Consider the following 11,791-nt stretch of genomic DNA (forward strand, 5'->3'; position numbering starts at 1 on the left):
GGCACGGCCGGTCATGGCGATGGTACGGGCGGATCGGGTTGCCTCAGTGCTCGTGGTGGTGCGACCGGCCTGAGGCCGGAGCATTCGAGCCCTCGACAACGCTTCGTGGAGTAGGTACATCTCGGCTCCGTTCGGAAGGTGCAGCATGGTGGTCAGCTTTCGCTCGGCCGGTGCGACACCGGCGGGGTTGGTCCGGATCGGGAACATGTCAGGCAGCCAGCCGGACAGCGCTGCGCGACGCGGCGAGACCATTGGCCGCCAGTCGCGCCTCGGCCTCGACCCGCAGCTCGGCGTCACGGGCGAGGTCCTCCTTGCGCGGGCGGCCACGGGGCCGCTTGCGCGGAACGACCGCGCCACGCTCGAAGATCTCGCCGCCCCAGACGCCCCACGGCTCGGCCCGCTCGACCGCGCCGGCCAGGCACTCGACGCGCAGCGGGCAGTCCCCGCAGAGCGACTTGGCCAGTTCCAGCTCGGTGGGCGAGTCGGAGAACCACAGGTCGGGGTCGAACTTCCGGCAGGGCAGGTTCGCCTCCACCTCGACGCTCACGTCGAGTGGGGCCAACGCCAGACTCATCGCCCGGTCACCTCTCTCTCACTGCGATCTCGTGGATCGCTGTTCCGACGTACTTCGGCGGTGCAAAAAACTGAGGCCGCGGATCCCGGTGTGCGGGTTCCGCGGCCTCGAGGTGAGCCGGTGGTCTGTGGTCAGACCGGTCTACCTCGAGGTGGAACACCGCGGACGTCCATCCGCTTGTTGACGCCATCGACGCCCTTGCCCGTGAAGCCACTGCTCCCCTGGAGCCCGTGCGTGACCGGTGCGAGGATCAGCTCGGCCTGAATCTCGGCCCGGTGCACCTGCGGAGCCCACGGTCGCGCGGCGACGGTGGTGGCCCGGACGCCCGCCAGCACAGCGGCGGTCGTCGGGGCAGCCGACAGCGGAGCGACGGCAACGGGCAGCGCCGTCGGACGCTGGTAGATGTAGCTCTCCATCGGTGCCACCTCCTTGACGTTCACTCGTGGTCGACCCGGACACAGACCCCGTGAGCAGCCCGAACAGGGCCCCCTTCCGAGGTGTGCCCTGAGGCTATGCCGGCCGGTGGGGCGAGGGCAAACGAATTAACGGCCAGATTCAGAAAGTTTTCTGTGGGCAGATCTCGTCGACAGTTGCGCCACCCACCAACGCCAGCACCGCCTCCCCGTACAGGCCCAGCTTGCGCGGACCTATCCCGGCTATCGCGACCAGCTCCTCCGCCCGTCCCGGCCGCCGCTCGGCCAGGGCCACGAGCGTCGCGTCGGTGAAGACCACGTACGCGGGCACCTTCTGCGTGCCGGCCACCCGGGACCGCCACTCGCGCAGCCGTTCGTGCAGTTCGTCGTCGATGTCGGAGGGGCAGGTGGCGCATCGGCCCAACTTGCGGTCCGGCCCGGCGAGCAGGGTGGTGCCGCAGATCCGGCAGGACACGATCCGGGTCGCGGCCCGCCGCTGCGGGGTGCGCGCCGTCCGTCCCCCGGCGGCCCGCTCGGTCGGCGAGGTGGGCGACAGTTGTGGCAGGAAACGGCACGGCCGCCGGGGCCGGCCGCCCGGCGAGCGCGCCGAGGCGTACGACAGCCAGAGCCAGTGCCGGGCCCGGGTGATACCGACGTACAGCAGTCGGCGTTCCTCCTCGACCTGCTCGGTGGTGCGGGCGTACGTGGTGGGCAGCGTGCCCTCGGCCAGGCCGACCAGGAAGACGGCGTCCCACTCCAGCCCCTTGGCGGCGTGCAGGGAGGCCAGCGTCACCCCGTCCACCGTCGGCACGTGCTGCTGGGCCGCGCGCCGGGCCAGCTCCTCGGTGAAGTCGGTGAGGGTGACCGGACGCTCCACCGTGGCGGCCACGCCGAGCGGCAGGATCTCCGGCGTGGCCGCGTAGTCCTCGGCCAGTTGCACCAGCGCGGCCAGCGCCTCCCACCGCTCGCGCGCGGCGCCGCCCGGCGGCGGCGCGTCCGGTGCCCATCCGACGCCGGCAAGTGCCTCGACCACCGCCGCCCGCAGCGGGGTCTCACCCGGCAGGGACCGGGTCGCCGCACGCAGCGCGACCATCGCCTGGCGCACCTCGGCGCGTTCGAAGAACCGCTCCGCCCCCTGGACCTGGTACGGCACGCCGGCCTCGGCCAGCGCCTTCTCGTACGCCTCGGACTGCGCGTTGGTGCGGAACAGCACGGCGACCTCGCGGGCCGGGGTGCCGGCGTCGATCAACGCCCGACAGCGGGCGGCGACCGCGGCAGCCTCCGCCGGTTCGTCGGTGAAGATCCGCCGCTCCGGCTCCGGACCGGCCGGGCGCTGCCCGACCAGTTCCAGGCGTAGCCGCGCCTCGGTGCCCCGGGCCTGCGAGATGACCGCGTTGGCGAGCCCGACCACCTGCGGCGTCGACCGGTAGTCGCGGACCAGCCGGATCACGGTGGCCGTGCGGTGCCGACGCGGGAAGTCGACCAGGTACGCCGAGGTCGCCCCGGTGAACGAGTAGATGGTCTGGGAGGCGTCGCCGACCACGGTCAGGTCGTCGCGTCCGCCGAGCCAGGCGTCCAGCAGCCGCTGCTGCAGCGGGTTGACGTCCTGGTACTCGTCGACGACCAGGTGTCGGTACTGGTTGCGGACCTGCTCGGCGACGTCCGGATGCTCCTCGATCCCCCAGACCGCGGCGCGCAGCACGTCCTCGAAGTCGATCACTCCGCCGGTCCGCTTGAGCCGCTCGTACGCGGCGAACACCTCCGCCACCTTCGCCGGTTCGTACGAGGTCTCCCGCAACGCCTTGGCCGCGGCCACCACGTAGTCGCCCGGCTCGACGAGGGAGGACTTGGCCCACTCGATCTCACCGGCGAGGTCACGGGCGGCCGTGCGGTCGGCCCGCAGCCCGGCTCGCGCCGCGGCGAGGGTGACCAGCCGCACCTTGCTGTCCAGCAACTCGGGCATGGCCCGACCGTCGAGCAGTCGGGGCGCGAAGTAGCGCACCTGGCGCAGCGCCGCCGCGTGGAAGGTGCGTGCCTGCACGCCGGCCACGCCGGCCACGGCGAGCCGCTGACGCAGCTCCGCGGCGGCCCGGGCGGTGAAGGTGACCGCGAGCACGTGTCGAGCCGAGATCTCACCGGTCAGCGCCCGGTACGCGATCCGGGACGTGACGGCCCGGGTCTTGCCGGTGCCCGCGCCGGCGAGCACGCAGACCGGGCCGGCCGGGGCGGTCACCGCCGCGCGCTGCTCCGGATCTAGCCCGGCGAGCACGCGAACGGACGCGGAGTTAACCACCACAGCGGGGAATTGTCGCAGCTTCCCCGAACGTTGCAGCGGATAGCCTGTGCTTGATCGGCAAGCCACCGGGCGCGACGTTGGAGGATCTGACCATGCTGACGATGTATTCCACTCCCTGGTGCGGCTACTGCCACCGGCTGAAGTCGCAGCTCGACCGGGAGGGGATCGCCTACCAGGTGGTCGACATCGAGCAGGATCCGGCGGCTGCGACGTTCGTGATGAAGGTCAACGGCGGCAACCAGACGGTGCCCACGCTACGTTTCGCCGACGGCAGCGCGTTGACCAACCCGTCGATCAACCAGGTCAAGCAGCACCTGGCGAGCATCGCCGCCTGACCACGCCCGCGCCAAGCGCGCTCGTGCCGCGTCGATCATGATGGTGTTGCCCTGACCCGGGCAACACCATCATGGTCAACTGCGCCGGAGCGGGTCGGAGTCCGGGTGCGGGCATCGACCTCGCCCTGCCGCTGCTCGGGTGCTCGGCGTTGAGCGGGCACCCGCGGTCCGGCCGGCGGTCCCGGTGGTGGGCTCAGGTGGCGACCACGCCAGAGGTAGTTGCCGGCGAGCAGGGTCGCCAGGCCGACCGACGCGAACACCAGCCGGTAGTCGAGCAGGGCGACGACCAGCGCACCCAGGCCGATCGAGAACGCCTGCGGGCACCTGACCGCCGCCTCTGCGGCGGCGGCCACCCGCCCGAGCAGTTCCGGTGGGGTCCGCCGCTGGATCAGGGTGTGCAGCCCGACCAGGGCCAGCGGCAGCGACAGACCCGCCATCAGCACCGCGGCGAGACCGAGCCACAAGTTCGGGTACGCCAGCAGCAGCGCGGCGGGGCCGAACAGCGCCACACCGACGGCCAGCGCACCCAGCTCACCGACCCGCCGCAGGACGGTGGCGGAGAGCAGCCCACCTATCAGGCCACCGATGCCCTGCACGGTGAAGAGCACGCCGACGAACGCCGGTTCCCGACCGAGCCCCCGGTCCACGTACGCGAAGATCAGCGACTCGGTGAAGCCCATCACCAGCGAGCCGAGCCCGTATCCGAGCAGCGCACGCCGCAACGCCGGCTCGTCCACCAGGTGGCGGAGCCCGGCGAGAAGTTCCGCCGCCCAGCGTGGTCGGTGCCCGACGCCGTCCGCCGGCAGGCCGGCCGGCGTGTCCGAACCGGCCGACGTGCCCGGCACGGGTGACCGCCCGGGCCCGGGGTGCGGCGCGGGTGACGTGCCCGGCCGGGTGGTCGTCCCGGGCGCGCCGACCACCACGGCGGCGACGAGAAACCCGGCCATGCCGACCACGGCCAACGGCCAGCCACCGAGTGCCACGTAGAGGCCGGCGCCGGCGAGCGGGCCGATCAACCGCAGCCCCTGCCGGGCTGTCTGCAACGCCCCGTTCGCCTCGCCGAGCAGGTCCGGTGGCACCAGTTCCCGTACCAGGCGGCTGAGCACCGCCCCGACGGTCAGGTTCGACAACCCGTACGCCGCGGCCACCGCGTAGATGAGCCACAGATCCGCCGCGCCGCGGACCGCGAGCAGGGGGGTGAGCAGCAGCGCCGTCGCGAGGTTCGTGACCACAAAGCAGGGGCGCCGCGGATACCTGTCGACGAACCACCCGACCAGCGGTGCCAGCATGCGTGGCGCGAGGATGACGAAGATCGTGGCACCGGCGAGGCCGTCCGATCCGGTCAGGTCCTTCACCCAGACGGCGAGCGCGAGCAGCAGGATCGACTCCGCGGTCATGCTGGCCAACAGTCCACCGAAGAGCAGACGGAAGTCCGGGCGACTCAGGACGGTGCGCATTGATCCTCCGGTGGCGCGACTCGGGTGCGGCGGGCGGGTTCGGCGGGGCGGGTTCGGCGGAGCCGGCGACGCTCTGTCGCGCCGACCGGAGTCGCTGTCGGGTCTGCGTATTTCCGATGACACGCCCGCCGCCGGTGCCGCCGGCGCCAGTCGCGACGTCCATACTGACCGTGGGGGGCGAATTTCATACGGTTACCGTCGCCTCCGCGGCGGTCGACGGAAAAGAGGACACTGTGCCTCCTGCCGTACCCAGCCCGATCCTGCGCCGCCGCCGGCTCGGCGGCGAACTGCGCCGCTTGCGGGAGGCCGCCGGGCTCACCGGCGACCAGGTCATCGAACGTATCGGCTGGGCTTCCGCGTCCAAACTGTCCCGACTGGAGAACGGTCGCAGCCGACCCGATCCGGGTGACGTCCGGGATCTGCTCGACCTCTACCACGTCGACGACACCCTCCGGCTGGAACTGCTCGGCATCACCCACGAGGCCGGCGACATGCGTGGTTGGCTGAAGCGGTATCCGGCGATGACCCAGCAACAGCGCGGCTTCGCCGAGCTGGAGGCGGGTTGCGCCGAGATCTCCGAGTACAACCCGGTGTTGGTGCCGGGGCTGTTGCAGACCACCGGGTACGCGCGGATGCGAATCTCCTCGGCCTGGCAGGTCGACCAGGCCGCCGGTGCGCCGGAGGCCGAGGACGAGATCGAGACCGAGATCAGGGCCCGGTTGGCGCGTCAGTCGGCGCTCACCCGGGAGACCGACCCGCCGCGCTACACGGCGGTGCTGGAGGAGTCCGCACTCGGCCGCCGGGCCGGACCGCCCGAGGTGCTCCGGGAGCAGCTGACGCAGCTCTGCGAGCTGGCCATGCTGCCGAACGTCACGCTGCACGTGCTGCCCCGGGACACCCCGATCGGCCAGTGGTACCTCCCGCCGACCGCGTTCTCGGTCTATCGGTTCGCCGATCCCCTCGATCCGGAGACGCTCGCCATCGAAGGTGGCTTCACCGACGTCATGTCGACCGAGGTAATCACCCTAAATCGCTATAAAGTGGTGTTCGAGTGGCTATGCACGGCGGCACTTTCCGCAACGGACACCCTCTCCTGGCTGATGGATACGTCGGGACGGCTGTCCAGCGCGGCGGTCCCGCCCACTGTGGCGGGTGGTCCGGCAACGGCGCCGACCCAACGCCGCAGATCCTCCGGGCGCCTGACGGAACGGTGACCAGCACCGGCCCGCCGTCGGGACGTGCGGTGCCACTCGGTCCATCGGTTCACCTCAGGAGCGCACGATGAACGAGTTCCGCAACACGCCGTCCGTCCTCGCCCAACTCGCGGACGCACCCTGGCGCACGAGTACCCGCAGCCAGACCTCCAACTGCGTGGAGGTCGCGCCGCTGTCCATCGGTCCCGCCGCAGTGGCGCTACGCGACAGCAAGGACCGTGGTGGTCCGGTGCTGCTGTTCGGCCGGGTGGGATGGCAGGGCTTCATCTCCGGTGCGAGTAACGGGCAGTTCGACAAGCCCTAGCACGCGGACATCCCGCGGGGCCGCCGGCTGAACAGCCGGCGGCCCCCGTCGTCGTCTGCCCCCACCGACGCTGAGCAGGGATCGGATGATCGGTCGGGGATGCCGACCGATGGGCGCGTTTCACTTGCTGGGACGAGCGCCGGGCGTACGATGGCGGCATAGTGACGTGGAACTTCCACGCTTCCACCCGTCGCGACACATCCGGAGACCCACATGCGGTTCCTGATCGTTCGCACCGACATCCGCACCGCCGCCGACGCCGACATCACCGCCGCCTGGGCGGACGGCCAGCGCCTGCGGGACGAGACCGCCAGGCCCGAGCCACGCCGCCAGGTCGTCCACGCCGACGACCGCGACGCCGCACTGCTGCTGGCCCGCGCGATCGCCACCGTGGGCGCCGTCCGCTCCGGGAAGCAACGGGTCAAGGTGCTGCCGCTGGACGACCCACGCCACCACCGGGCCGTCGCGGACTGGCCCGGCACCTGATCCACCGCACGTCCGTCGTGGTCGACCGGCTCCCCCGCCGAGTTCCTCACCCAGCCGACCACGACGGCCCGTGTCCCCGGTCCGTGACCGCCGCGGCAACGACGGTCACGGGCCGGGGCCGCACCCGTCGCCCGCGCCGCCGAACGCTGCGGCGCCACCCTCAGCGGCGCCGCGCCGGGCTGATCAGCGTTCGTCGAGCCAGCGGTGCACCAGGAACAGGGCGATCGACGAGGGCGGTGGCAGCAGCAGGCGGGTGTCGCCCACCTCGACCGGCCGGCCGGCGAGCGCCGTCTCGATCTCCTGCCGGGAGAACCAGCGCGCCTCGGCGATCTCGGCCGGATCGAGCCGCAGCGGGTGCGCCGGGTCGGCGGTGGCCAGGAAGCCGAGCATCAGCGAGCCGGGGAACGGCCACGCCTGGCTGCCCTCGTACGCGATGTCGCGGACCTCGACGCCGACCTCCTCGCGGACCTCGCGCAGTACCGCGGCCTCGGCCGACTCCCCCGGTTCCACATAGCCCGCCAGGCAGGAGAACCGCCGTCCGTCCGTCGAACTTGGCCAGGTGGCGTTGTTGCCGAGCAGGCACCGGCCCTCGCCGCCACCGACCCCGTCGTGCACGAGCACGATCATCGCCGGGTCGGTACGCGGCCAAACCCGCTCGCCGGTGCGGTCCACCCGGCTCCAGCCCGCCTCGTCGGTCCGGGTCGGCTCACCGGTCACCGGGTGGTAGAGATGCCGCAGATGCCAGTTGGTCAACGCCAGCGCGGTGGTGAACAGTCCGGCGTCCCGGTCGCTGAGCAGGTGCCCGATGGTCCGCAGCTGGGCCGGCCGGCTCTCCGGCACCGACGGCAGGGTGCCGTGGACACAGAAGACCGCCGTCCCGTCCGGCTCGACGCCGAGGAACATCGCCCCGGCGGCGAGGGCCGGCGGCAGGCCGTCGGCACCCACCAGCACCAACTCCGGTACGGCGGTGTCGGTGCGGACCAGCGCCTGCCCGCCCGCCGCCACGTCCAGCACCAACACCCGCGCACCGGCCCAGGCCCGGGCCAGCCACTGCGGATCGGTACGCCGGTGCGCCATCCGGTCCAGCGTGGACCGGGCCAGCGGCGGGCTGTCGTCCCCGCGTTCACTCACCACGGCGCGTGACCCCGGCACCCGACGACCACCGCGTGACGCACGTCCGTCACGGAACAGCGACGGTCTCGACCTGGGCCAGCGTGGCCAGTGCGGCGGCGACCCGTTCGGCGTCGCCGAGCACGACCGTGACCGCTCGGGACGGCGCGAGATAGCGAGCGGCCGCCTCGGTGACGTCGTCGACGCCCACCTTCGCCAGCCGGGCCGCGTGTTCGGCCAGGAAGTCCAGCCGCAGCCCGTTGCCGGCGTAGGCGCTGACCAGCGACGCCAGCCCGGCCTGGGTGGAGATGCCGAGCTGGAGCGTACCGAGGGCGTACTGCCGGGCCTGTTCCAGCTCGTCCGGAGCGGGCGGCACGGTGGCGAGCCGACCCAGCTCGTAACTCGTCTCCAGCAACGCCGGCGCCGTCACCTCGGTGGCCACCTCGGCGGCGGCCACCAGTACCGAACCGGCCACCGCATGCTCGATCAACGAATGCGGACCGTAGGTGTAGCCCTTGTCCTCCCGGATGTTCTCCACCCAGCGCGAGGAGAAGTAACCGCCGAAGATCAGATTGGCCAGTTGCAGGGCGGCGTGGTCGGGATGGGTACGCGGCACCGCCGGCAACGCCACCCGCATCGACGACTGCACCGATCCGGGCCGGTCGACAAGCAGCAGCGGGCCCGGTTCCAGCGGCGGGGCGGGCGGCACGTCGGCCGGGTGCCCGGCACCGTTCCAGCCACCGAGGGCCTTCTCGGCCGCGTCCAACGCCCGCTCCGGGCGCAGGTCGCCGACCAGCACGAGCACCGCGCCCGCCGGATGCACCCGTTGGGCGTGCAGCGACCGCAACGCCGCCGGGCGGACGGCTGCGACCTGCTCCGGCTCCGGTGTCTGCACGGCGTACGGGTGGCCGTCGAAGATCCGCCGCAGCAGTGCCGTACGGGCCAGGTGCGCCGGCTGGCTCCGGGCGACCTGGATGCCGTCGACGAGCCGGTTCCGCTCGACGCCCACCCACCCGGCCGGGTAGTTGGCCCCGGTGAGCACCTCGGCGAGGATCTCCAGCATCCGGTCCAGCCCGGTGGCCAGGCCGGTGCCGGAGATCATCAGCCGATCCGGGTCGAGCCCGGCGGAGAGGCCGCCGCCGATCTTCTGCAGCTCCGCGGCGATCTGCACGCTGCTCATCGTCTCGGTGCCGGAAAGCAGCGTCTGCGTGAGCAGGTGTCCCCGGGCCAGGTGGGCCCGCCCGAAGGGCATCCAGAGCCGCAGCTCCACCAACGGGACCGCCGGCCGGCGCACCACGATGACGGTGAGTCCGTTGCCGAGGGTGCGCTCGGCCTGCCGGGGCAGCTTGAGCCGGCGGGTCGGACCCAACGGCGGCAACTGCCGCAACCTCGCGCTCACCGGCCATCCTCCGTTCGCGACTGCGGGGCTCGCAAAACCGGCTCACTCCTCGCGCTCACCGGCCACCCTCTGTTCGCGACTGCGGGGCTCGCAAACCCGGCTCACTCCTCGCGCTCACCGGGCACCACCTTCGGGGAGGACCTCGACGGACGCGCGGCGCTCCGGGCGCAGGGTGGCCGCGGCGGCCCGGACCTGCTCCTCGGTGACCTCGCCGATCAGGCTGGGCAGCTCACCGAGCAACCCCGGCTCGCCGCGCTGCTGTTCCAGCACCGCCATCCGCAGTGCCCGGCCGAGCACCGCATCGGTGTCGCGGAGCAGGTGGGTGGCCATCCGCGCCTGGGTACGCGCCAGTTCGCCGTCGCCGAGCCCGTCGTGGGCGAGCCGGTCCAGTTCCTCGTCCACGGTCCGCAACACCTTGTCGACGTCGCCACCGGGCGGCAGATGCGCCTGGAGCAGCAGCGCGGTCGGGTCGCGTACGTCGAACGGATCACCCATGAAGCCCAGGTAACCGCCGACGCTGGTCACCGTGCGGTCCCGACGCACCAACCGCTCCACCAGCCGCGACGCGTCACCGTCGGTGAGCACCTCGGCCAGCACCACGTACGGCAGGTAGGCGGCGAAGTCGCCGATCGGGTCGGGCACCCGCCACGCCGACGCCACCGCCGGCAGCGGGGCCAACTTGTCGGGGTACGCGGTGCGCCGCTCGACGGTCAGGTCCGGCTCGGCGAAGTCCGGCCGGTCGGGTGCCGGGCGGGCCGGTACGTCACCGAAGTGTCGCTCGATGAGCGTGACCGCCTCGGCGGTGTCGATGTCCCCGCTCACCGCGAGCACCGCGTTGCCGCTGGCGTAGTAGTGCCGGAAGAAGTCGGCGGCGTCGGCGACGGTGGCCGACTCCAGATCGTCGAAGGAGCCGTAGCCGTCGTGTGCGTTGGGGAAGGTGTCGAAGAGCACCGGCGGCAGGGTCAGCCAGGGAAACCCGCCGTACGGCCGGTTGAGCACGTTGACCCGGATCTCCTCCTTGACCACGTCGACCTGGTTGCGCAGGTTCTCCTCGGTCAGCCGGGGACCGCGCATCCGGTCGGCCTCCAGGAACAGCGCCCGTTCCAGGGCGTTGCTCGGCAGGGTCTCGAAGTAGTCGGTGTAGTCCAGGTGGGTGGAACCGTTGAAGGTGCCGCCGGCGCCCTGCACGTACCGGAAGTGGGCCAGCTTCTCCAGGTTCTCCGAGCCCTGGAACATCAGGTGCTCGAAGAGGTGCGCGAAGCCGGTGCGTCCCTCCGGCTCGGAACGGATGCCGACGTCGTAGACGACCGCCACACCGATGACCGGAGCGCTGCGATCGGGGGTCAGGACGACCCGTAGGCCGTTGTCGAGGGTGAACCGTTCGACCGGATACCTCGTCGCTGGGATTCTCGCTCTGCGGGTCGGCACGGATCCGACCCTAACGTCTCGGCACGCCCGCCGGTGCCGGCGGGCGAGGAAGCGCACGCGCGGTAGGTCGGTCGGCGGCCCCTGGCGCGCCCGCCCGTCAGCCGGACGCGCTGCCGGTGCGGTCGGTTGGTGCCGGGACGTGCAGTTCCACCAGGCCGGACGGAGCTGACCCGCCCGGGGTGGCCGGCCAGGGCGCGAACGTCACCGCCGTGGCCAGCAACAGCCCGACCGCCGCCACCGCGATCACCAGGAGCAGCTCACGAGCCGCCGAGCCCACCATGGTCGTCCTCCCCCGCGCCGATCACGGGCCCCCCGGCCCTGCCCCGCAGCCAGGGTCGCGGAGCCGGGCGAGGAAGACAGTCGCCCACCCGACGATCGACAGGCTGATTACCGACTCAGGGTTGCGGCGCTGGTCGGCACGGCTCGGAGCGGACCTGAAGCGCCGGGCGCGCCGGGACCGACCCGCGCGGAGAACACGGACGGCCGGGCCGCCACCGGTGCGCAGAGCACGGCGACGACCCGGCCGACACCGGGTGACCGGAGGTCAGAGCGGACGGATGTTCTCCGCCTGCGGGCCCTTCTGGCCCTGCACGACCTCGAACTCCACCCGCTGGTTCTCGTCGAGGCTGCGGTAGCCGGAGGACTGGATCGCCGAGAAGTGGGCGAAGACGTCCGCGCCGCCGCCGTCCGGGGTGATGAAGCCGAAGCCCTTGTCAGCGTTGAACCACTTGACGGTGCCAATAGCCATGCTTGTTTCGTCTCCTTGACGGAACGT

General features: G+C 72.2%; 13 protein-coding genes. 4 read left to right on the forward strand and 9 right to left on the reverse strand.

Going from position 1 to position 11,791, the window contains the following annotated elements:
* Positions 1-208: 208 nt before the first annotated feature.
* The 3 genes from O7605_RS05300 to O7605_RS05310 form a co-directional block, all read right to left on the reverse strand.
* Positions 209-574 carry a WhiB family transcriptional regulator gene (locus O7605_RS05300; RefSeq protein ID WP_099849908.1) on the reverse strand — a complete coding sequence of 122 codons (366 nt, stop codon included), beginning with the start codon at positions 572-574 and terminating at the stop codon, positions 209-211.
* Positions 575-705: 131 nt separating this feature from the next.
* A complete protein-coding gene (locus O7605_RS05305; RefSeq protein ID WP_269738165.1) occupies positions 706-990 on the reverse strand; it encodes a hypothetical protein in 285 nt (94 codons plus the stop codon).
* A gap of 139 nt (positions 991-1,129) precedes the next feature.
* Entirely contained in the window at positions 1,130-3,283 is a 2,154-nt protein-coding gene (locus O7605_RS05310; protein ID WP_269738166.1) for an ATP-dependent DNA helicase UvrD2, read from the reverse strand.
* Positions 3,284-3,375: 92 nt separating this feature from the next.
* Between O7605_RS05310 and O7605_RS05315 the strand changes: the two genes are divergently transcribed.
* Positions 3,376-3,618: a mycoredoxin gene (locus O7605_RS05315; protein WP_269738167.1), complete on the forward strand. Its 243-nt coding sequence runs from the start codon at positions 3,376-3,378 to the stop codon at positions 3,616-3,618.
* A gap of 35 nt (positions 3,619-3,653) precedes the next feature.
* Here the strand turns inward: O7605_RS05315 and O7605_RS05320 are convergent, their stop codons facing one another.
* A complete protein-coding gene (locus tag O7605_RS05320) occupies positions 3,654-5,075 on the reverse strand; it encodes an MFS transporter (protein ID WP_269738168.1) in 1,422 nt (473 codons plus the stop codon).
* Between the two features lie 233 nt (positions 5,076-5,308).
* Between O7605_RS05320 and O7605_RS05325 the strand changes: the two genes are divergently transcribed.
* The 3 genes from O7605_RS05325 (at position 5,309) to O7605_RS05335 (ending at position 7,079) form a co-directional block, all read left to right on the forward strand.
* A complete protein-coding gene (locus O7605_RS05325; protein WP_269738169.1) occupies positions 5,309-6,289 on the forward strand; it encodes a helix-turn-helix domain-containing protein in 981 nt (326 codons plus the stop codon).
* 67 nt (positions 6,290-6,356) lie between these two features.
* Positions 6,357-6,593, forward strand: a complete 237-nt coding sequence (locus tag O7605_RS05330) for a DUF397 domain-containing protein (protein ID WP_269738170.1) — start codon at positions 6,357-6,359, stop codon at positions 6,591-6,593.
* A 213-nt stretch (positions 6,594-6,806) separates the two neighbouring features.
* Positions 6,807-7,079 carry a hypothetical protein gene (locus O7605_RS05335; RefSeq protein ID WP_269738171.1) on the forward strand — a complete coding sequence of 91 codons (273 nt, stop codon included), beginning with the start codon at positions 6,807-6,809 and terminating at the stop codon, positions 7,077-7,079.
* 183 nt (positions 7,080-7,262) lie between these two features.
* On the opposite strand, the gene nudC is transcribed toward O7605_RS05335, so the two are convergent.
* From nudC to O7605_RS05360, 5 genes are all read right to left on the reverse strand, one after another.
* Positions 7,263-8,156, reverse strand: a complete 894-nt coding sequence (gene nudC, locus O7605_RS05340; RefSeq protein ID WP_269738721.1) for an NAD(+) diphosphatase — start codon at positions 8,154-8,156, stop codon at positions 7,263-7,265.
* Positions 8,157-8,259: 103 nt separating this feature from the next.
* Positions 8,260-9,588 (reverse strand): M16 family metallopeptidase, encoded by a 1,329-nt coding sequence (locus O7605_RS05345; RefSeq protein ID WP_269738172.1) that lies wholly within the window; start codon positions 9,586-9,588, stop codon positions 8,260-8,262.
* Positions 9,589-9,702: 114 nt separating this feature from the next.
* Entirely contained in the window at positions 9,703-11,016 is a 1,314-nt protein-coding gene (locus O7605_RS05350) for a M16 family metallopeptidase (RefSeq protein WP_269738173.1), read from the reverse strand.
* A gap of 97 nt (positions 11,017-11,113) precedes the next feature.
* Entirely contained in the window at positions 11,114-11,296 is a 183-nt protein-coding gene (locus tag O7605_RS05355) for a hypothetical protein (protein WP_269738174.1), read from the reverse strand.
* Between the two features lie 264 nt (positions 11,297-11,560).
* A complete protein-coding gene (locus O7605_RS05360; RefSeq protein ID WP_013735772.1) occupies positions 11,561-11,764 on the reverse strand; it encodes a cold-shock protein in 204 nt (67 codons plus the stop codon).
* Positions 11,765-11,791: the final 27 nt, after the last annotated feature.

Source organism: Verrucosispora sp. WMMA2121 (assembly GCF_027460185.1).
GTDB classification, from domain to species: domain Bacteria; phylum Actinomycetota; class Actinomycetes; order Mycobacteriales; family Micromonosporaceae; genus Micromonospora; species Micromonospora palythoicola.